Here is a 20,775-nt window from a genome sequence, read left to right as displayed (position 1 = left end):
TCCATGAGTACATTCATTATTACAACCATGAGCGTATTCAATTGAAACTAAAAGGACTGAGCCCTGTGCAATACAGAACTCAGTCCTTGGGTTAAACTAAACCGTCCAAGTTTTGGGGGTCAGTTCATTGCCATTAGCAAAAGGGGCTTTTTAGTGGTAATAAATACACTGATAATAGAGAGTATATTTACAAACCGAATATAACAACCGAAGTGCCGCCGTAAGATGGTGACCCATGAACCGTGAAGTTCAGGGCGGATGCGTCACTACCTCGGCAGGTTTCCTGATACACCGCAAGCGGTGCAGGCATACACAATGAGGTAATAGGTACCACATCCTAGTAAAGCATTATCGGCTCAGGGAATAAACATCTACTAGCCAACACTTCAGAATATAAATATCTTAACCAATGAAGTTGGTGATTGCAAGTACGATTTACAGAATGATACGCGGCTTTAACCGTGAGTAGGATGAACTGTCAGTGAATAAATATGTTTATAAGAAACAAATGTTTAATGGCTTAATAGGTCAATTTTTCAGCTATTTCAAGATGTGTGTTAATATAGAGAGCTTTCAACATCCTAACACAGCATTATAGGCGTTCATTCACTTGAGGAGCGGGAATCCATGTCCAACAACCAACAACAGTCAGAGTTTATCGATGATAGTCAGGCCCATCTCAATCATAAGCAAGATAGTGAGAAAAATAAAAAAGTGCCGCATGTCTTAATGATACTAGATGGTTTTGGACATCGTGAAGACGATAAGGATAATGCCATTGCAGCGGCTAATATGCCAAATCTGGATAAAATTTACCAACAGTATGCGCATGGGTTGATATCTGCTTCAGGAGAAGACGTTGGATTGCCTGATGGACAGTTTGGTAATTCAGAAGTGGGCCATATGAACTTGGGTGCGGGCCGTGTGCTTTACCAAGACTCAACTCGTATATCTAATGAGCTGGCTAATCGTGATTTTTATAAAAACGACGCATTGGTTAATGCTGTAAAAGCGGCAAACGAGCTTGGCGGCAACGTACATATTATGGGGCTGCTATCAGACGGTGGCGTGCATTCACATCAAGATCATATCGAAGCCATGTGCCATTCAGCATTGGTACACGGCGCCAAAAACGTCTTTGTACATTGCTTTTTAGATGGTCGCGACACCCCGCCAAAATCCGCTGATAAGTATATCAATCGCCTACGTACGCATATTAACAAGTTGAATGCGCATTATGAAAATGGTCACGTGCAGATTGCCAGTATTATTGGACGCTATTATGCAATGGATCGTGACAATCGTTGGGATCGGGTACAAAAAGCGTATGAGCTCATCACTGAAGGAAAGGCGGATCGTCTATCAACCCGAGCTGATGGAGCGGTACAAGCAGCATACAAAGCGCGCGAAACTGATGAGTTTATCAATCCTACGACCGTGATTGGTCGTGATGAGGTGCCATATACCGTTGATGATAATGACGCTCTAATTTTTATGAACTTTCGTGCAGATCGCGCCCGTGAGCTGGCTCAAGCTTTCGTACTACCAGATCATGAATTTTCTGGGTTTGCCCGCCATAAGCAGCCCAAACTTGCCGCTTTCGTGATGCTAACGAAATATTCCGATGTTTTGGCTAATAATCCTAAAACCAGCATCGCTTATTATCCAACGTCGTTATCCAATACGCTTGGCGAGTACTTGCAAGATCAGGGTAAAACCCAACTGCGTATCGCTGAAACAGAAAAGTACGCCCACGTGACGTTTTTCTTTAGTGGCGGCCGTGAAGAAGAGTACAAAGGTGAAACACGTATTCTAGTGCCCTCGCCAGACGTCGCTACTTATGATTTGCAGCCTGAAATGAGCGCACCTGAAGTGACCGATAAGCTAGTTGCTGCCATTGAGTCGGGCAAGTATGATGTGCTGGTCGTGAACTACGCCAATGGTGACATGGTCGGGCATACTGGTGTATTTGACGCTGCTGTGCAAGCGGTAGAGGCATTAGACGTTTGTATTGGTCGCGTAGAGGCAGCAGTACGTGCAGCGGGGGGTGATATGCTTATTACAGCAGATCATGGTAACTGTGAGCAGATGCAAGACTATGAAAGTGGACAGGTCCATACTCAGCACACTACTGAACACGTCCCACTGATTTATATTGGTGAAAAAGCGTTACAAGTGCGGAGTGGTGGTAAGCTGAGCGATGTCGCACCGACTATTTTGACATTGATGGATGTCGAAATCCCATCTGAAATGACAGGTGAGAGTCTGTTGTTACCAGCATCGTAGGTCAAGCACGCTCGTGTTTTTGCGGTGGCTACGCGATGACTGTGTGGTTATTATGCGATAATTATATGTGAACGCTTAGCTGTGAACGCTACTAGAAATTATAAAAAAGGGAAGGGTACTGGTTATCCTTCCCTTTTTTGCGATGTTTTTTGCTTCATTTATAGCAAACCCAACATTTTAAGTAGCAAAAAAACAAAGGGAGAGCCGTATCTAGTCGCCTAAACCGGTTTGACAAAGTCGAACAGACTTTGGGGACTCATATTGATACCCTTGATGCTATCTTATAAGGTAATATTCATAAACGTATCGATAATAACAATTTTACGTATTCTACTATTAAATGAGTTCTCTTATGCATCCTCACTATTTCATTCGCTCATCAAGATCTAAGCGAGCATTAATGATAGGGTTATTCGGGTTGGCTGCTGCTAACATGCACGCCCAAGCAGCAGAAGCACCGGCCAACACGACCAGTCCCACGGCAAGCCTACAACTGATTAGCCTAAACGCTGATGAGACAGCCGTTAAAGACGATATGGATAACTTGTCGGATATCGCTGATATGTTAGATGCGGCAGATGCGTCTGACGATTCGATAGACAGTGTGGCAGATGAGAGCGCTTTAACGGATGAAACGGGTGATATCGATACAGCCATTCCCCTTGAGGTCGGCCAAGTGTCATTAAATGCTATTTCACCAGAGACGCTCAAGACATTTGTCGCAGTGGTGGATTTGGTCCGCCGTGAATACGTAGATGCGGTCAATGATGAAGAGTTATTCAACAACGCAATGAGTGGCATGCTCACAAAGCTCGACAGTCATGCGGAGTTTTTGGATGCTGAGGCGTATGACAACCTGCGTGCCTTTACAGAAGGGGATGTGGGCGACATTGGTATCAAGGTCGCTTATCAGCCAGCAGCTGGCTATTGGGTCATTACAGAGGTTATCAATGACTCACCTGCGGATAAAAAAGGCATCGCAGTTGGCGACTATCTGCATCAAGTGGCTGAGTTTAAACTAGATGAAGATAAAGAAAGCAATGATATTGAACAACTTTTAACAGGGATTGCTGGCACGCAAGTGGACATCGTGACTTCTAAAGCTGGTCGCCGTAAACATACCACCACTTTACAGCGAAACAACAGCCATCCTCAAATCGTTGAGGCAAAGTTGGTGGATGGCATTGCCGTGATCAAATTACCTGCGTTTCAAAACAACAGCCGTGAAAAACTACTGGAAAGCTTAATTAATCTAGAAGCCCCTGTCTCAGGTATCTTGTTGGACATGCGTGATAATCCAGGCGGTGTACTGACATCAGCGGTGAGCGTTGCCAGTTTGTTTATGAGCGATACCGATGTGGTACAAGTAAAAAGTCGGCAAAGTAAATCACGCACGCTATCGACTCAAGGCAAGGCGCTACTCGAGTCATTGCCAGTAGTTGTCTTACAAAATCGTTATTCGGCATCAGCAGCAGAGGTTTTGGCCAGCAGCTTACAAGCACAAAAGCGCGCCACTATCGTGGGTGAGGTCAGCTATGGCAAAGGGTCTGTACAGTCAGTCATACCGTTGAATGACGAGCAAGCCGTCAAGCTAACCGTCGCCAACTATATGACCGCCTCAGGTGGCAAAATAGATGGAATCGGGGTAGCGCCTGACATGATGTTACAAGGCAGTGAGAGTACATGGGAGCAGCAAGCGCTCGACTTACTAAAAGAGCGAGCGCTTGAGTCGGGCGTACGTTTTGTCCGAAAGCCTGTTGAAAAAAGTCAGGCGATAGCAGACAACGTGACTAAACTGTGACTAAGTAGCCGTCATTTAACCGTACGTCATGAAGTGACATGTTTTAACTTACTCTTCAGACTGATCTTCAGCGATTTCCAACTTTTTCATGCGATAGCGTAAAGAGCGAAAAGTCGTTCCCAGTAGTTTGGCTGCTTGGGTTTTGTTCCAGTCAGTTTTTTTAAGCGCGGTAATAATCAGCTGTTTTTCTTGTTCTTGTAGGTGATGCTCGAGTCCGCGCAGGGGCAATTGATCGTCAACCTTTTTGCTTGGGACGCCTTTTTCTTCCCCTTCTGTCTGAGTGAGGTGAGGCGTGGTGGGCGCTTGAACACTATGCCCGGTTGCGTTATTTGGCACTTCTACTTGGCTACTGGTTGGCCGCTGTATCATGGAAGGATAGTGCTGAGTATTCGTGCGATAAGGGTGTAAGTTAGTCGTTACTGGCTTAGGGTTTATCCCTGTTACACGCTCTGTAGACTGAACGGTTGTTTCTTGGTTTTCTGTCGATTGAGTAGCAATCAGGTCGGCGGCTTTAGGATCAGAGCGTTGCATCTTATTAAGGTGGGTCTCTTCACTTTGGCCTTGGGACTCGGCAAGTTGATGGCTTATGTCTGTTTCAAGATCGGGAAGGCCCAAATGACTCACCTCAATGAGTGACGTTTCTGCTAAGGTCACTGCACGCTCCAGCACATTACGCAGCTCACGGACATTGCCCGCAAAATTATGGTGTTGCAAGCGCTCGCGGGCGGAGACCGTCAATGCCGGCGGGGTGTCTAACTGCCATTCGTGAGTGATCATTGACAAAAAATGCTCGGCCAAAACAGGAATGTCGTCACGACGTGCATTAAGCGTGGGCAGCTTCAGTTCGATCACATTGATACGATAGTACAAATCCTGCCTAAACGTACCATCCTGCACCAACTGGTTCAGATTTTTATGGGTTGCAGATAAGATACGCACATCGACTGGTGTCTCTTTGGTATCTCCAATGGCTCTCACCGTCTTTTCTTGGATAGCGCGTAAGAGTTTTACTTGCATTGCCAAAGGTAAGTCGGCCACCTCGTCCAAAAATAACGTCCCACCATTGGCCTGCTGAAACAGTCCTTGCTTGTCAGCGACAGCACCAGTAAAGCTACCTTTTTTGTGACCAAAAAACTCTGATTCCATCAGCTCCGAGGGGATTGCCCCGCAGTTCACCGGAACAAAGCTACCATCTCTGCGCGGGCTTAAATCGTGAATCAGACTGGCAACGACTTCCTTACCTGTACCTGAAGCCCCAGATAAAAACACAGGCGCCTGAGAGCGGGCGAGTTTGAGAATGGTATTTTTGATAGGAAGCATCACGGCTGAATCGCCGATCAGCCGACTGTCTAACATTTTTTGCTCAGGTGAGCATTCTGGCGTGGATTTCGCGACGTTGTCTTGCTGTATGACTTTTAGGGCATTTTCTACCAACTGACGTAGGCGTGGTAGCTCAAGTGGCTTATTAACGAAGTCAAAAGCCCCAAGCTTTAGCGCTTCAATGGCCAGATCCATACTGCCATAGGCAGTGATAACGGCTATAGGCGTACTAGAGCTATTGCTGATTTCTTTGACCAACTCCAGTCCTGATCCATCAGGTAGCTTTAAATCGGTTAGGCAAAAATCGTAACTGTTTTCGTGCCAGTACGACCTTGCCTGCGCCAATGTATAAGCCACATCACTTTTGATGCCCATTTTGGTCAAGGTGATTTGCATTAATCGGCACAAATCCACTTCGTCATCAACGACTAGCGCGGTTGTTGTCATACATTATCTCATCGTATTCATTAGCTATAAAATAGTAAAAGACCACTGTGCCCTAACGACAAAGTACTCGATATAGAGCGGATTTAATACTTAAAAAACACCTTTACTAGCATTATTTTCAACATTATTTGTATGCTTATCAGAGTGAACAACAGGAGCTATCAAGCGAAAGCAGGTTTTTTCATGTTCTGGAATGTAGAGCAAACGCGCTTGATTGGCTTCACAAAATGCTTGTGATAAGTAGAGTCCTAACCCTGTACCTGCTTGATCTGTAGTAAAAAACGGATTAAATAAATGGGGTAAATCCTCGAGGCGCACGCCAGTACCACTGTCCAATATGTCAATTATAACATCGTTATCAGCACAATAAATTTCGATTTCCACATAAGCATGAGGGTGGGCGTAGCTACTATAACGTAAGCCATTATTGATTAAATTGATTAAAACTTGTTCCAATTGGTGCGTATCGAATGAGATGGTTGGGTTTGTTTTTAGTCGTAAAAAAACATCATGTCCTTGAAAGTAGTTTTCTAAAAATATTGGCATCCATTCAGTCAGTACAATCGACTGCTGGTTTGCTGTTTGCTGGCGGGACAGTTTTAAAACATCTTCAATGATACGGTTTACGCGCTTTGTTTGCGAAAAGATCATTTGATAAAGCTCATGATTACCTGTCGCATCACTATTTGCGGTGTGCGTCATAACATGACTGTCTGCTTCACTTTCTGTAACCTCCTCCATCAACAGCTGGCTGGCTTGCGATATAGCAGCCAAAGGGTTTCTAATTTCATGGGCGATACTGGCCGTTAGTTGTCCCAAAGAAGCCAGTTTTAACTGCTGGGCACTGGCTTGTTCGCGGCGTAAATCTTCTAGTATTAGTAATTTACTGTCATCTTTTAACGGAATGATTTGTACCCGTAGTTTATCGAGTACAGAGGCGTTTGTCCCTGCGGGCAAGTCATAAGTAAAGGTGCGGGACTGACCAGCTGCTACTGATAAGCAGGCTTTAAACAGCTGCGCATGTTGTTTGTTGAGTTGTTGTTGAAAGTTAAATAGACGCGCATTGCGGTGGTTGTTCTGCGAATTTTTTGTGTCAAAAGAGGAGACGTGAGGCAACGATACTGATGGATTATGTGCGATGCTGAGTAATTGATGAGCTGCAAGGTTTGCTAAGACGATCTGCTGTTTGTCGATGACAATGACGCCATTGACCATTTGCGTGATGACTTCTTGGTTGATGACATGTAGGCGCTCGACTTCTTTCGCGCTCTTCGCTGCTACTTTTTCAAGTTGGACTAAACGCTGAGAAAGAGACCAGCTCAAACCGCCCACTGCTAAAAAACTGGCTGACATGAGCAAAGCATCACCCAAATTGGCCAAGTTCATACTATTGGCAATGGCATAAAAAAATTGCTGATAAATGACAAAAATAATAGCGAGTAGCGTGATAACTAACGCTTGAGAGCCGTGGAGCAACATAAAGCTCGCTGCGACCACCACCATATAAAGCATGGTCAGTTGTAAATCAGGCGCACCCGCCGTATACAGCAACAGGCTTAGGATAATGACATCTAAAGCCAATCCAAAAGCTAATTGTCGCCGCATCTGTTGATTAACGACATAAAACAACCCCAGTAAAATGAGGCTAAGCAGGACATAAAAGCTAAGGGCAGTTTGTTGCAAGAAACTTGGTAGAGAAAGGCTGTTATCAGCGTGAGCCGTGATATATACCATCAGCAGAGAGAACAGGCTAACGATGAAGCGGTAACTGCTGTAAATAAGCCCTAATCTGCGTAATTGTGATAGAGATAGCGTATCATCGCGATGCAAATAATGAGTAATGGCAGAGACGAGGCGAGTGGCAGACTTCATAAAATGACCGTAAGAAAAGAAGGGTGGCTAACTAAATAGTTACGGTTGAATCAGACCATGACGGATCGCCAGATGTGTCAACTTAACATCACTATCCACCCCGACTTTCTCGTAAATACGATAGCGATAGGTATTGATGGTTTTGACACTGACAAACAGCTGATCTGCTATTTGCTGCGGGCTTTGACAGTTGACGACCATCATTGCCACCTGCTTTTCGCGATCACTTAATAAGTCAAAAGGTGAGCTGGCATTATCTGACAGTAAAACATCAGCCAACTGTTCAGCGACATCTTGACTAAAATAACGACTCCCTTGATAGACTTTTTTGACCGCTCTTATCATCTCGTCAAGTGGCGTGCCCTTGGTGATATAACCATTGACGCCCGCTTTTATGAGCATGGAAGGATAAGGCTGCGCTGACATACTGCTAACGGCCAATATTTTGATACCCAGATCAAGCTGGATTAAACGTTTGGTTGCTTCAAGCCCACCAATATTGGGCATGTTGACGTCAAGTAAAATCACATCAGGACGCAGTTGTTTGGCCATCTTAATAGCCATATCACCACTGTCTGCTTCGCCGACCACTTCTATATCAGCGCTATCTGACAACATACGACTAATACCCATTCGAACCAAATCATGATCATCTACTACTAGTACTTTAATCATAACGATACTCTTTACTATTTGTCAGAATGAAGGTTTTTTATTCATATTAAACGACAAGGAAACCCAAGGCATCTGCTGATTTTTTATTGTTTGAAAACGTAAAATACGGCTAAGATATTATATAGACATTTCTATCTAATACAGCAAAAGACAGATGATTAGCCATCTAAAGTTAACTTATATTGCTGAAATGTGAATAGATGTTTCTATAATATAAAGTGGTTGTAGCAAAATTTGAATTAGGCCAAAATTAAACCTTAAATCTGCTGGATAAATTAAACTTAAATTCAAACCATGATACACTAAAAATACAAAAACTCTATACGAGTACTTACAAACACATCCATAGACGCTATGTACGTTTTTGGCGCCAAACAACCCTAAATGGCGTGATAACGGAAGCAGGAGGCATAATGAAGCACCTACCATTAACCAAACAGCAATTAGTCGTTGCTATGATTTCATTGAGTTTGGGCAGTGCTGCACAAGCCGCACTTACTATTAATGGTAGCACTGATAGTGGCTCTAGTGCTCGTGTGAGTTGGGGCGGGGCAGATAGCTTGTCTGAAGCGCGCAACATCATGTACAAGTCGACTGGCTCTACTATTAAGCAAGTCGATAGCGGTTATGGTACGACCAGTATCACCAATACCAATAGCTTCGGTAGTAGCAATAATAGTTACAATAGTAGCAATCGCTATAATACGACTTATCGCGGTGCATTTGGTAGTAGCGATATGATTCCGATCAGCACGGACTCGCGTAGTGTGGCGGTAATCGATGCGGAAACGGGCGAATCTATTTATGAAAAAGACGCTGATATTGCGCGTCCGATGGCCAGTATTAGTAAATTAATGACCGCCATGGTGGTATTAGATGCAGGTCTTGATATGCGCGAAGAGATTACGCTGGATCCAGAAGATTTTGTCGGTCCAAAGCGCGCAAGCTCACGGTTAAAAGCAGGCGATCGTTTAAATCGAGCTGAAATGCTATTGATGGCGTTAATGAAGTCAGAGAACCCAGCAGCCAAGAGCTTAGCGCGTAACTATCCAGGTGGTTATAGCGCCTTTATACGGGCGATGAATCGCAAAGCTCAAGATTTAGGCATGACCACGGCTTTCTTTGGTGATCCCACGGGTCTTGATAAGCGCAATGTTGCTTCATCAAATGACCTTGTAAAAATGGTACGTGCGGCTGGTAATTATGACGTGATTCGTCGTTTTTCTACGACGAAGAGCTATGACTTTTTTGTATCAAATTACTCCAGTGGCAACCGTACGTATAAAGCCAATAACACGAGTAGCTTAGTGCGTGCTGGCGACTATCCAATTGGCATCTCAAAAACAGGTTTTATTAATGAAGCGGGCCGTTGCGTCGTCATGGAAACGCGCGTCAATAACCGTCCCGCTATCATTGTTATCCTAGGGGCAAACAGCTCAGCCACGCGTTGGGGCGATGCTAAAAACATTCTGAACAGTTTAGCGACTCGCCGCACAGTGTAAGCTTGCTGGCTAAGTATTTATAAAACCTAAGTACTTATAAACAAAGCACTTATAAAACCTAGGTCTGATAAATAAAGACTTATAAAAAAGTAAGCATTGATAAAAAAGGCTGTTATATCCTATAACGGCCTTTTTATTGTTTTGAGACTAGGGGTACATGTTATGGTTCAAACATCGAATTTTTCTATGCCGCAGCTATACTTACTGACCAATGACGATGAGTTTGGGCTTTTATATCAAAAGTTAGAGGCAGCACTGGCTACCGGGTTGATTGCGCTATTACAAATTCGTCGTAAGCAGACATTGGCGCGCCCTGACGGTGAGTTAAAACTTTACGAAGAAGCCTCCAAGATCGTGGCTTTGGCCAAAGCTCATAACGTGGCAGTTGTTATCAATGATAATATTGGTGTGGCGGCAAAGCTTGGCGTTGGGGTACATCTTGGTCAAGGTGATGGCACGATTAGAGAGGCCAAGCAGCGGTTAGCGCCAAATCAGATTATTGGTCGTACGTGTCATGGTCAGGTAAGTTTGGTCAAAAAAGCGCGAGACGCCGGCGCAAGTTACGCCGCAATGGGTGCAATCTTTGCTTCTACGACCAAACCAAATGCTGACACTATTGCTCGTCAGCAGCTGATCGATGGCTGTGAGCAAGAAATAGATATGTGTGTGATAGGCGGTTTAACCGCAGAGAATGTCTCAGAGCTGATAGGTTTGCCCATTCGTTATGTGGCAGTAGTTGGCGATATTATGGACTTACCAGTCGCACAAGTTGCAGAGCGTTGTCAGCAATGGCAGCAGGCATTTTCCCGCTGGAAAACACCTGATTTATAGTTGGCGCTCTTAAAACAATGCGCAATTACGCAGCGTGTTCCATACATAAGGTAGCATAAGGCAAGGCTTCTAGGCGTTGCTCTTCGATCTGCTCACCGCACACCTCACATTCACCATACGTACCATTCTCAATACGGCTTAAGGCATTTTCGACGTAGATTAAGCTTTGACGCGCTTCAGCCATGAGGTTTTTGCGCATGTCGTTTTGACGATAAGAGATGGCTTGGTCTTCCCAGTGTTCATTGAGATCATCTTGGGGATTTTGAATGTGTTCTTCGATTTTGTCGATGCGCGTTTCGTACTCTTCTTTTAATTTTAATAGATTCTGTTTAGCGGTCTCTAGATCAATACTCATTGTATTCTCCTAAGGGTTATTTTTATTGTTTACTCCGCTATCATAAATCGCCTAACTAGTGAGTACCACCACGAAATGTTACTGATGTTTATGTGGACTTTGAGTCAATCATAAACGTGTTGGTTTGCAGCCTGCTCTTAAATTGTGAGGGTCACAATCCCATTCTCGTCAAATTTATGGCAGGTTCGTTATGAGCGGCGGCCAGAAAACTGGTAGAATACACCGCCGCTAAATCTTGCTTGTTAAGGTCAATGGTTAAAAGACCTCAATCAGCAAAAAGCAAGTTAGCCAAACGTAAAAACCAGTAAGAGCATTCGACACGGTTCATGTGACAGCAAGTCATTGGTCACACTCTTTTATAGATACCTTTGTATAAAAATGCTTCAGTAATGATAGCAACTTTAATGACAGCAACTTTAGTTTTTTAACAGACAGATTAACCAACAGATTGATGTATAGGAGCAGGTAAATGAATTTTTTGCGTATGAGTGAGCTGAACTTAACGGATAAAGTAGTACTGATTCGTGAGGATCTCAACGTACCTATCAAAAACGGTAAAGTCACAAGTGATGCGCGCTTACAAGCCAGTCTGCCAACCATCAAATTGGCACTAGAAAAAGGGGCTGCCGTTATCGTCTGCTCACACTTAGGGCGTCCTACCGAAGGTAACCCTGAAGCAGTATACTCGTTGGCACCAGTGGCTGATTATTTGACGGATAAGCTATCTACCTCCGTCAGTCTTAATCGTGACTATTTGACTCAAGGTGTGTCTATCAAAGCGGGTGAGGTTGTCCTGTTAGAAAATGTGCGCTTCAATGAAGGTGAAAAGAAAAACGATGCCACTTTGGCAAAAAAATATGCAGATTTATGCGATGTGTTCGTCATGGACGCTTTTGGTACCGCCCATCGTGCCCAAGCATCCACGGAAGGCGTCACGCAAGCGATGCGTCAGGCAGATAAGACCGTATGTGCAGGCCCGTTGTTAGCCGCTGAATTGGACGCGCTAAGTCTCGCGCTTGAAACCCCAGCCCAGCCCATGTTAGCCATTGTTGGTGGATCGAAAGTATCGACGAAGTTAGAAGTGCTACACAGCTTGGCAGAAGTGTGTTCACAGATTATCGTTGGGGGCGGCATTGCCAATACTTTCTTAGCGGCGCAAGGTCATAGTGTGGGCGCCTCGCTATATGAAGCAGATTTGGTTGATACGGCCCGTGAGATTATGGATAAAACTGAGATTTTATTGCCTGAGCAGGTCGTCGTTGCAGACAAAAATGACATCAATTTTGATGACTTTATTGGCTCACTACAGCAAGCCACTGCCACCATTAAGTCTGTGGATGCGATTGGCGATAATGACATGATATTAGACATCGCCCCAAAAAGCGCAAAGCAGCTTGCAGATGCCATTAGCAAAGCCAAAACCATCTTGTGGAATGGGCCAGTAGGCGTTTTCGAAGTAGACGCTTTTGGCAGTGGTACGCAAATACTGGCTGATGCTGTAAAAAATAGCGAAGGTTTTTCGATCGCTGGTGGCGGTGATACCTTAGCTGCCATTGATAAATACCAAGTTGCAGGCGGTGTTAGTTACATGTCAACAGGTGGCGGCGCGTTTTTGGAGTTTGTAGAAGGTAAGGTGCTACCAGCGGTCGCAGCGCTACAAACTGACGTTTAAGCATTTAACGAGTTTAGTAACATTAGCGGTACAACCAAATAGACGTATTTGAGTTAGGCTATAAAAATAAGGCAATGACCCGTTTGCGCTCAGACACCCACAGACGTTGATTTGAGAGGGATTGGTCATTGATTATTATTAACTGGTAATTATTTGTTTCTATACTGAACATTGTTATTGCATGTCTTATTTGCACTCTATAAAATAGCGCAACCATGTATTTTGACATGTTTTATTTACGAGAGGTTTATTATGTTAAAACGTCATTTGTTACTTGCTAGCTTACTTGCTGGTACTTTTGCAGTTACTGCGTGTAGCCAACAAACAGAAGAGCAAACTGAAGCTGCTGTTGAATCTGCAGGCGATGATGCCGCTGCTAACACAGAAGCTGCTGCTGCCGAAACTGAAGAAGCGGCTGCTGAAGCTGAAGTGGCGGCACAAAATGCTGGCACTGAAGTTGCAGAAGGCGCTGAAACCGCGGGCGAGGCTGCAACAAATGCTCTAGAAAACACTGGTGATGCTATCGCCGAAGGTACCAATGAAGCGGTCGAAGGTACAGCTTCAGCTGTTGCTGATGGTGCTAACGCTGTCGCTGATGGTGCAAATGACCTCGCTGTTGATGCAGAACAACAGTACTAAGCCGTTTCATTACTGATTTATGGAGTCGTGGTTGTTTGATAGATGACTCATAAGTTCGGTCGCTAAAATGATTCGTTGTTTTATAAGCCCTCAAAATACTAGAAAAGCCTTGGTGACCACCAAGGCTTTTTGCGTTGTCTGTCTTTCTTTAGTTAGAGTAATAAATAGTCAGGCAACTGCTACGAAGACAGCGCATTTTTTGCTATAATCACGGCGTATTAATTATCTCCAAAACGCTGAATCCTGTGAATGACTGGTGGTGCTTTAACTACTAAGGCTTTAACCGTTATTAAGCAAAAGTTTTGGGCTAATTACTCTAAAGTTCTACTGCAAGAGCTGTTTTTAAAATACTATTCAAAATTTAATCAGAGAGCGTTTTATGGCCTTAATATCGTTACGTCAACTTCTAGATCACGCCGCTGAGCATAGCTACGGTGTTCCTGCCTTTAACGTCAATAATTTAGAGCAGATGCGTGCAATCATGATGGCGGCGGATGCTTGTGACTCACCTGTCATCGTCCAAGCCAGTGCTGGCGCACGTAATTATGCAGGGTCGGCGTTTTTACGTCATCTGATCATCGCTGCTATCGAAGAGTGGCCGCATATTCCAGTGGTTATGCATCAAGATCATGGCATGTCACCCGCTATCTGCCAGCGCTCAATCCAGCTTGGTTTTTCGTCAGTCATGATGGATGGCTCGCTGGGTGAAGACGGCAAAACGCCAATGGATTATGATTACAATGCTAGCGTTACTCGCGAAGTGGTTAAGATGGCACACGCTTGCGGCGTTTCTGTAGAAGGCGAGATTGGTTGCTTGGGCAGCCTTGAAACCGGCATGGCAGGCGAAGAAGATGGCTCTGGTGCAGAAGGTGTACTGGGTCATGAGCAGCTCTTGACCAGTGCTGATGAAGCCGAGCAATTCGTAAAAGATACGAATGTCGATGCGTTAGCGATTGCTATTGGTACGAGCCACGGCGCTTATAAGTTCACGCGTCCACCGACAGGCGATATCTTGTCGATTGAGCGAGTAAAAGAGATTCATGCGCGCATTCCTAACACCCACCTTGTGATGCATGGCTCGTCATCCGTACCGCAAGAATGGTTAAAAGTCATCAATGAAAATGGTGGTGACATTGGTGAAACTTACGGTGTGCCGGTTGAGCAGATCGTTGAAGCGATCAAGCATGGGGTACGTAAGGTAAATATCGATACAGATTTGCGTCTGGCATCAACAGGCGCTATCCGTGAATTCCTTGCTAACAACCCAAGCGAGTTTGACCCACGTAAATACTTCAAAGCCTCTATGGTCGCGATGTCTGATATCTGCACCAATCGTTTTGAAGCTTTTGGTTCAGCAGGTCAAGCGCATAAGATTCGCCCAATCAGTCTTGAAGGTATGGTGGATTTTTATCAGTAAATTACACTGGTAAAAGGTGGTCATGGCCCATGTGACGACAGTGTATTTCATTTTTATAATAGCCCTTATAAGAGGTAGTACGTGATGATAGGATTGATTACCGGACAGGTGCAGTATTTAATGGCACCCACGGCCTGTATCATGACAACCTCGGGTGTGGGTTATGATATCGAGCTGCCACTGCCGTCATTTTGCCAATTGCATCTCAATGAGCAAGCCAGTATTTGGACGCATTTTCATGTTCGTGAAGATGCGCAGCTGCTATATGGTTTTATCGACCGCAAAGAGCGCGATGTTTTTCGCCAGTTAATCAAAATCAACGGCGTGGGCGCAAAAATGGCGCTAGCGATGCTGTCGGCGATGTCAGGTGCTGAGCTGAAAATGCATGTTGAACAAGAGTCAGAAACTGCGTTGACTCGTATCCCAGGCATTGGTAAAAAAACAGCTCAGCGTTTGCTTATTGAGCTAAAAGACAAGCTTAAAAACATCGAGGTTGATAGCAGCGCTTTGGAGTTGACCCCGCAGAGGGCAACGGTTTCTCACGAAGGCAGTATCATCGCTGAAGTCGAGGGCGCCTTGATGAGTTTGGGTTATAAAGAAAAAGAAGCGCAGCAAGCGATTAAAGCCGCTAAGAGTAAAGGGGATACGTTTGCTGACACCCAAGGCTTATTAAAAGCCACGTTACAGCAGCTGTCTGGTTTTTAAATCGTTTTTCTTAGCTATCAACGATAGTGATCACATAATGTATTGAACAGATAAGCGACATTCAGTGTCGCTTATTTTCGTTTTGGTACCCACTGAGTGATGTTTTGCATGACTTATGCGCAGCGTTTGGTTATGCTATTTGTTACCTAATTTTTTAATATAATGATAAGTTCTATGATGCAAGATCGATTGATTAATCCGCTAGAAGGAGCAAACGATGCGCCTGATGCCAGTATTCGTCCAGCATTACTGGCTGAATATATTGGACAGCCGGTGGTACGTGAGCAAATGGAGGTGTTCATTGGTGCCGCAAGAGGACGTGATGAAGCGCTGGATCACACCCTAATATTTGGTCCACCAGGCTTAGGTAAAACGACGCTGGCCAATATCATTGCTCGTGAGATGGGCGGTAACCTGCGGTCAACGTCAGGGCCTGTGCTTGAGCGTCCGGGCGACTTAGCAGCGATGTTGACCAATTTAGAAGAAGGTGATGTACTTTTTATCGATGAAATCCATCGCTTGAGTTCGGTCATTGAAGAAATCCTATATCCAGCGATGGAAGATTTTCAGCTAGATATTATGATTGGTGAAGGGCCTGCTGCAAGATCAATTAAGCTTGATTTACCGCCGTTTACTTTGGTGGCGGCAACCACTAGAGCCGGACTGCTGACCTCACCACTGCGTGATCGCTTTGGTATCGTTCAGCGGCTTGAGTTTTACAATATTGCTGACCTGACCACAATTGTGAGTCGTGCCGCACGTTTGATGCGCGTACCGATGAGCGAAAACGGCGCGGTTGAGATTGCGCGCCGTGCGCGTGGTACGCCAAGGATTGCCAATCGACTATTACGTCGTGTGCGCGATTATGCCGAAGTGAGAGGCGACGGTAGTATCAATGGCGCGATTGCAGGTAGTGCGCTTGATATGTTGGCCGTTGATAGACGTGGTCTTGATCATTTGGACAGACGCTATATTGAAATATTGCAAGAGCGTTTTGATGGTGGTCCTGCAGGTGTGGAAGCAGTGGCAGCGGCGATGGCTGAAGATCGGGGTACGCTTGAAGACGTGATTGAGCCTTATCTTATTCAACAAGGCTATGTACTGCGTACCGCACGCGGACGTGTATTGACCCAAATGGCAATTGATCAGATGTTATAGTACCAACTTGTTATAGTATCAAACTTAAAAAATGCGCCCAATTTTAATCATGAACATGAAAATTGGGCGCATTTTTTTGTTTCAGTGTTGGCTTTAGTATTTGATTGTTGTGGAGTTATTGGGGAGTAGTCAAAGCCTCAGGCCATATTTTTCCTGGGTTAAGAATATTATTAGGATCAAGCGCTGATTTTATCGCCTGCATAAGCACCAGAGCGTTACCATGCTCTTGCTGCATGTATTTTTGTTTGCCTTGCCCTATACCGTGTTCACCCGTACAGGTGCCATCCATCTCTATAGCGCGCTTGGCTAGGCGGCTGATAATACCGTCAGCGGTTGCTATTTCTTCAGGGTTATTGGTATCGACCAACAAGAGAACATGAAAATTGCCGTCACCAACGTGGCCGACGATAGGCCCAATCATGCCAGATACTTCGATATCTTTGGCCGTCTCACTGACGCATTCTGCCAAGCGTGAGATAGGCACGCAGGCATCGGTTGATAAAGCACTAGCTTCAGGTCGCAGAGCAGCGCTGGCATGATAAGCGTTATGCCGTGCTTGCCAAAGGCGTTTGCGCTCAGCTTCATTGGTGTCCCAAGCGAAATCGTGACCACCAAACTCTTCGATGATATCAGTAAAGATGTGCACTTGTTCACGAACGCTCGCTTCTGTACCGTGAAATTCGACAAATAACGTTGGCGTTTCGGCTAATTCAAGATTGGCATACTGATTACAAGCTTTTATTTGCATGGCATCGAGTAGCTCAATACGAGCGATGGGCAGACACATCTGAATGGTTAACATCACTGCCTGACAGGCGTCTTCAATGGTTGGAAAATGACAAATCCCGCTACCAATACATTCACTGATACCAAACAGTTTAAGCGTTACTTCTGTGACGATACCCAGTGTTCCTTCTGAGCCTATCATTAGCCGTGTTAAGTCATAACCCGCCGCCGATTTTTTGGCTCGTGTGCCTGTTCGAACTATTTCGCCACTGGCAGTGATAACCTCAAGTGCCAGTACCACGTCTTTCATGGTGCCATAGCGTACGGCATTGGTTCCTGACGCGCGGGTAGCAACCATGCCGCCGATACTTGCATTCGCGCCTGGATCTATCGGAAAAAACAACCCTGTGTCACGCAAGTAATGATTTAACTGCTCCCGTGTCACTCCAGGTTGCACGGTCACTGTCAGGTCTTCATTATTGACTTGCAAAATCGCATCCATGGCATGCATGTCGATACACAGTCCGCCATAAGGTGCGTTTAATTGTCCTTCCAAAGAGGAGCCAATACCGAAGGCAATCACGGGCATCTGATACTGATTGCAAATCTCTACAGCAGTGGCGACTTGGTGTTTGTCTTGTACGGTTAACACAGCATCAGGTGGCTGGTTAGCGAGCCAAGTCATGGTGTGGCCATGCTGCTCGCGTACCGTTGTGTTAGTACTTAACTGTTTGCCAAAACGAGATTTTAGAGCAGCAATAGCAGCACTGTAGTCTGGCTTCACGGTGTCACTAAGGGGTGAAACAGGCAGAGATGACATGGTTAACTCCTACATATAAGAGGTGTGCTTAAATGAGCAAGCACTATTGCTATGACATGTATCAGGGGCTACGCCAAGATACGCCAAACAACAACGATAACAGCCAATAGATAAAAGATAGGGGCAAGCCAGCCAACTTGTGTCGCAATGGCAATAAACACCGCAAATCCTGCAAGTGCTATCCAATCACGGCGTCGATCATTGAGCAGATCAGCTCGTATTTGCTGTATTTCTCGCAACTGACTGTCTTGCCTTGATCCTTGCATAGCCAGACTTTGTAACCCTTGGTCTAGTAGTTTGGGGATATCAGTGGTGGATAATAAAATCTCTGGTAACTGCTGGCGTAACTGCTGCAAATTACGCATCGGGTCCAGTTGTTCTTTGATCCAACTGCTTAAAATGGGTTTGGCAAGTGACCAGATATCGAGGTCAGGATACAAGTCGCGTCCGAGGCCCTCAACATGCACTAAGGTCTTAAGCAATAGCATGAGCTGCGGAGGAATACTCATATGATGGCGACGTGCGATGTCTAAAATTTGCATCAACACACCGGCAAAATCGATGTCATTAATAGATTTTTGCAGCATTGGACCGACAGTGCGCTTCATATCGCGCATCAAGGCATGTTTGTCAGTATTTGGTGGTATCCAGCCGGCACGACTCACAATATCAACCATCGCAGTGAAGTTATTATTCATCACGGCCAGTAGCATACGGGCGACGATGAGTTGATCGTCTTTTGATAAAGTACCCATGATGGCGCAGTCAAGACCGATATAGCGTGGTTCGTGCCCTAAGTCAACCGCTGGCATATCTGCAGTGAGCGCTTTGACTGGCGGCGTTTCTACGAAGACATTGCCCGGATGCATATCGGCATGAAAAAAGTTGTCGCGAAACACTTGCGTAAAAAATATCGTTAAGCCTTTTTTTGCCAGTGTGGCACGATCGTAGCCGAGCTTGTCAAACACCTCCACTTGTGAGATAGGGACGCCTTGAATGCGTTCCATAATCATCACATTTTTGGCGGCATCATAGACTTCAGGCACATACATCAATGCAGAGCCTAAGAAGTTATTGCGCATTTGCGTGGTGTTGTCTGCCTCAAGGGTTAAATCTAGCTCATTTAACATCACTTGGCGATAGTCTTCCACAATATCGATAATATGTACGGCTCGTGCTGCTTCAATACGTGCAGATGCCCAATTGGCAAGCTCTCGTAACAGCTCGAAGTCAGCGACGATGGTGGTGCGAATATTGGGACGCACTACTTTTACCACTACTTCACGGCCATCATGCAGGGCGGCTGTGTGTACTTGGGCGATAGACGCCGCGGCTAGCGGCTTGACATCAAAACGCGCAAACAGCGTGTCAATAGAGTGGCCGAGACCGTGTTTGGGGTCTTGGATTTGCGCGATAGCAGTATCAGCGTCAAAAGGTTTGACCTTGTCTTGTAGTTGCACCAGCTGCTCAATAATCTCAGGTGGTACCAAATCACGGCGAGTAGAAAGCAGCTGGCCGAGTTTCAAAAACAGTGTGCCCATGTCTTCAAGCGCGTATTTAATGGCGTTTGGCTGGTGCTTTTTGCCCCAAGCTGCGGGATGCAAACGGATCAACCGTACTAAAGGTTGCAGTTGCGGGGCTTCTTCAACAGAAAAATGAGTATCAATGCGATAGGTTGCGGCGATACGCCAAAGCTCAAGTAAACGGGCGCGATGAGATAATAGCATGAGGTATAGGTACTCTAAAGAAAGTCAAAAATTGGACAAGGCTGCGCTTATGCATAGATCACGATGAACCGATGACAGCGCTTAACGATTATTGATTAATTGCGTTTGCTCATCTTTGATAGCAGCAAGTCTGGCTTCTTCACGTTCGACATCAGCACGCAGCTTTAACAATTGCTGCTTGAGGTCATTGACTTCTGTCATCTCAGCCGGATCGGTAAGGCTATTGCCTGCCACATCATTGGCCCAATCACTTACATCATCAAAAGCTTGTTTGGCGCTATGACGCCAGCTACCTTTAAGCTGCGATATGAGCAGGTGCAACTGGCTGGCCATCGGTTTGCCAATAAAAGGCTCAAGCTGACCTGCGACATTGGGGTCAAACCCTGCCACCAACTGCTTAAGCTGCATCAACACTTTGTAATCACCAGAGATAGGTAAATTACCTTCAGTGCCGCGCATCAGATTGAGTAGTTGGGCGGGATTGTCGACGGTGATGCTACAGTCTGGGCGACTATGACCCATACGTGCGCGCTCCATACTGGCTTTTTGACGCTCATTCATCTGGCCACTTGGTTCAAACACACTATCTATCGTCACAGGCTCAAAACGCAGACGCTCATCAGTAAATAGGATATCCAAGTTAATGTCAGGCACACCCATATTGAGTCGTAGCACTTTGCCAGCGAGCGGTACAAGCCCAGCTTTGGTAATCTCGTCACTTGCAATAGCAAAGTTAATCAGCTTTTCGGCACCCGCCAAAAGTAAGACAGTCAGCATAAAGGCTCTCGCATCTTTAATTGAGCGCCTTTAGACAGGCGCAGC

Annotated in this window: 17 protein-coding genes and 1 other RNA gene; 10 read left to right on the top strand and 8 right to left on the bottom strand. The window is 45.3% G+C overall.

Annotated features, from left to right (window positions below):
• On the top strand, positions 1–95 hold a 95-nt coding region (locus DVY93_RS01895; RefSeq protein ID WP_230708675.1), incomplete at its 5' end, for an IS3 family transposase.
• Positions 96–200: 105 nt separating this feature from the next.
• On the opposite strand, the gene ssrS is transcribed toward DVY93_RS01895, so the two are convergent.
• Positions 201–396: non-coding RNA, 6S RNA (ssrS, locus tag DVY93_RS01890), on the bottom strand.
• 231 nt (positions 397–627) lie between these two features.
• Here ssrS and gpmI point away from each other — a divergent pair.
• Together gpmI and DVY93_RS01880 are read left to right on the top strand one after the other, a co-directional pair.
• Positions 628–2,286: a 2,3-bisphosphoglycerate-independent phosphoglycerate mutase gene (gpmI, locus tag DVY93_RS01885; RefSeq protein WP_230708637.1), complete on the top strand. Its 1,659-nt coding sequence runs from the start codon at positions 628–630 to the stop codon at positions 2,284–2,286.
• A gap of 400 nt (positions 2,287–2,686) precedes the next feature.
• The gene (locus DVY93_RS01880; protein ID WP_230708635.1) at positions 2,687–4,087 is read left to right on the top strand and encodes a S41 family peptidase; all 1,401 of its coding nucleotides are present in this window, start codon (positions 2,687–2,689) and stop codon (positions 4,085–4,087) included.
• 48 nt (positions 4,088–4,135) lie between these two features.
• On the opposite strand, the gene DVY93_RS01875 is transcribed toward DVY93_RS01880, so the two are convergent.
• The 3 genes from DVY93_RS01875 to DVY93_RS01865 form a co-directional block, all read right to left on the bottom strand.
• Positions 4,136–5,854 (bottom strand): sigma-54-dependent transcriptional regulator, encoded by a 1,719-nt coding sequence (locus tag DVY93_RS01875; RefSeq protein ID WP_230708632.1) that lies wholly within the window; start codon positions 5,852–5,854, stop codon positions 4,136–4,138.
• Between the two features lie 90 nt (positions 5,855–5,944).
• Entirely contained in the window at positions 5,945–7,726 is a 1,782-nt protein-coding gene (locus DVY93_RS01870; RefSeq protein ID WP_230708630.1) for a sensor histidine kinase, read from the bottom strand.
• Between the two features lie 39 nt (positions 7,727–7,765).
• Entirely contained in the window at positions 7,766–8,401 is a 636-nt protein-coding gene (locus DVY93_RS01865) for a response regulator (protein ID WP_193006557.1), read from the bottom strand.
• A 413-nt stretch (positions 8,402–8,814) separates the two neighbouring features.
• Here DVY93_RS01865 and DVY93_RS01860 point away from each other — a divergent pair, with 413 nt between their 5' ends.
• Positions 8,815–9,903 carry a serine hydrolase gene (locus tag DVY93_RS01860; RefSeq protein WP_230708628.1) on the top strand — a complete coding sequence of 363 codons (1,089 nt, stop codon included), beginning with the start codon at positions 8,815–8,817 and terminating at the stop codon, positions 9,901–9,903.
• A 162-nt stretch (positions 9,904–10,065) separates the two neighbouring features.
• The gene (locus DVY93_RS01855) at positions 10,066–10,734 is read left to right on the top strand and encodes a thiamine phosphate synthase (RefSeq protein WP_230708627.1); all 669 of its coding nucleotides are present in this window, start codon (positions 10,066–10,068) and stop codon (positions 10,732–10,734) included.
• A gap of 25 nt (positions 10,735–10,759) precedes the next feature.
• On the opposite strand, the gene DVY93_RS01850 is transcribed toward DVY93_RS01855, so the two are convergent.
• Positions 10,760–11,089 (bottom strand): TraR/DksA family transcriptional regulator, encoded by a 330-nt coding sequence (locus DVY93_RS01850; RefSeq protein WP_193006554.1) that lies wholly within the window; start codon positions 11,087–11,089, stop codon positions 10,760–10,762.
• Positions 11,090–11,558: 469 nt separating this feature from the next.
• Here DVY93_RS01850 and DVY93_RS01845 point away from each other — a divergent pair, with 469 nt between their 5' ends.
• From DVY93_RS01845 to ruvB, 5 genes are all read left to right on the top strand, one after another.
• Complete coding sequence (locus tag DVY93_RS01845) at positions 11,559–12,761, top strand: phosphoglycerate kinase (protein WP_230708624.1); 1,203 nt, start codon at positions 11,559–11,561, stop codon at positions 12,759–12,761.
• Between the two features lie 252 nt (positions 12,762–13,013).
• Positions 13,014–13,400 carry a hypothetical protein gene (locus DVY93_RS01840; protein ID WP_193006552.1) on the top strand — a complete coding sequence of 129 codons (387 nt, stop codon included), beginning with the start codon at positions 13,014–13,016 and terminating at the stop codon, positions 13,398–13,400.
• A 379-nt stretch (positions 13,401–13,779) separates the two neighbouring features.
• Complete coding sequence (fba, locus tag DVY93_RS01835) at positions 13,780–14,817, top strand: class II fructose-bisphosphate aldolase (RefSeq protein WP_198334303.1); 1,038 nt, start codon at positions 13,780–13,782, stop codon at positions 14,815–14,817.
• Between the two features lie 84 nt (positions 14,818–14,901).
• A complete protein-coding gene (ruvA, locus tag DVY93_RS01830; protein ID WP_198334304.1) occupies positions 14,902–15,522 on the top strand; it encodes a Holliday junction branch migration protein RuvA in 621 nt (206 codons plus the stop codon).
• Positions 15,523–15,699: 177 nt separating this feature from the next.
• Positions 15,700–16,680 (top strand): Holliday junction branch migration DNA helicase RuvB, encoded by a 981-nt coding sequence (gene ruvB, locus DVY93_RS01825; RefSeq protein ID WP_230708673.1) that lies wholly within the window; start codon positions 15,700–15,702, stop codon positions 16,678–16,680.
• Positions 16,681–16,795: 115 nt separating this feature from the next.
• Here ruvB and DVY93_RS01820 read toward each other — a convergent pair whose 3' ends face one another.
• The 3 genes from DVY93_RS01820 to DVY93_RS01810 form a co-directional block, all read right to left on the bottom strand.
• Positions 16,796–18,226, bottom strand: a complete 1,431-nt coding sequence (locus DVY93_RS01820; RefSeq protein ID WP_230708622.1) for an FAD-binding oxidoreductase — start codon at positions 18,224–18,226, stop codon at positions 16,796–16,798.
• A 68-nt stretch (positions 18,227–18,294) separates the two neighbouring features.
• Complete coding sequence (locus DVY93_RS01815) at positions 18,295–19,953, bottom strand: ABC1 kinase family protein (RefSeq protein ID WP_230708619.1); 1,659 nt, start codon at positions 19,951–19,953, stop codon at positions 18,295–18,297.
• An 81-nt stretch (positions 19,954–20,034) separates the two neighbouring features.
• Positions 20,035–20,730 carry a ubiquinone biosynthesis accessory factor UbiJ gene (locus DVY93_RS01810; RefSeq protein WP_230708615.1) on the bottom strand — a complete coding sequence of 232 codons (696 nt, stop codon included), beginning with the start codon at positions 20,728–20,730 and terminating at the stop codon, positions 20,035–20,037.
• Positions 20,731–20,775: the final 45 nt, after the last annotated feature.

This window comes from Psychrobacter sp. CCUG 69069, from assembly GCF_021023115.1.
Lineage (GTDB): Bacteria > Pseudomonadota > Gammaproteobacteria > Pseudomonadales > Moraxellaceae > Psychrobacter > Psychrobacter namhaensis.
Note: the sequence above shows the minus strand (reverse complement) of the source record. Positions and strands in the feature narration are given on the sequence as shown.

Bases quoted from the DNA above. Each gene is read 5' to 3' on its own strand.
- gpmI (WP_230708637.1), top strand. From the start codon at position 628: ATGTCCAACAACCAACAACAGTCAGAGTTTATCGATGATAGTCAGGCC.
- DVY93_RS01880 (WP_230708635.1), top strand. From the start codon at position 2,687: ATGATAGGGTTATTCGGGTTGGCTGCTGCTAACATGCACGCCCAAGCA.
- DVY93_RS01875 (WP_230708632.1), bottom strand. From the start codon at position 5,854: ATGACAACAACCGCGCTAGTCGTTGATGACGAAGTGGATTTGTGCCGA.
- DVY93_RS01870 (WP_230708630.1), bottom strand. From the start codon at position 7,726: ATGAAGTCTGCCACTCGCCTCGTCTCTGCCATTACTCATTATTTGCAT.
- DVY93_RS01865 (WP_193006557.1), bottom strand. From the start codon at position 8,401: ATGATTAAAGTACTAGTAGTAGATGATCATGATTTGGTTCGAATGGGT.
- DVY93_RS01860 (WP_230708628.1), top strand. From the start codon at position 8,815: ATGAAGCACCTACCATTAACCAAACAGCAATTAGTCGTTGCTATGATT.
- DVY93_RS01855 (WP_230708627.1), top strand. From the start codon at position 10,066: ATGGTTCAAACATCGAATTTTTCTATGCCGCAGCTATACTTACTGACC.
- DVY93_RS01850 (WP_193006554.1), bottom strand. From the start codon at position 11,089: ATGAGTATTGATCTAGAGACCGCTAAACAGAATCTATTAAAATTAAAA.
- DVY93_RS01845 (WP_230708624.1), top strand. From the start codon at position 11,559: ATGAATTTTTTGCGTATGAGTGAGCTGAACTTAACGGATAAAGTAGTA.
- DVY93_RS01840 (WP_193006552.1), top strand. From the start codon at position 13,014: ATGTTAAAACGTCATTTGTTACTTGCTAGCTTACTTGCTGGTACTTTT.
- fba (WP_198334303.1), top strand. From the start codon at position 13,780: ATGGCCTTAATATCGTTACGTCAACTTCTAGATCACGCCGCTGAGCAT.
- ruvA (WP_198334304.1), top strand. From the start codon at position 14,902: ATGATAGGATTGATTACCGGACAGGTGCAGTATTTAATGGCACCCACG.
- ruvB (WP_230708673.1), top strand. From the start codon at position 15,700: ATGCAAGATCGATTGATTAATCCGCTAGAAGGAGCAAACGATGCGCCT.
- DVY93_RS01820 (WP_230708622.1), bottom strand. From the start codon at position 18,226: ATGTCATCTCTGCCTGTTTCACCCCTTAGTGACACCGTGAAGCCAGAC.
- DVY93_RS01815 (WP_230708619.1), bottom strand. From the start codon at position 19,953: ATGCTATTATCTCATCGCGCCCGTTTACTTGAGCTTTGGCGTATCGCC.
- DVY93_RS01810 (WP_230708615.1), bottom strand. From the start codon at position 20,730: ATGCTGACTGTCTTACTTTTGGCGGGTGCCGAAAAGCTGATTAACTTT.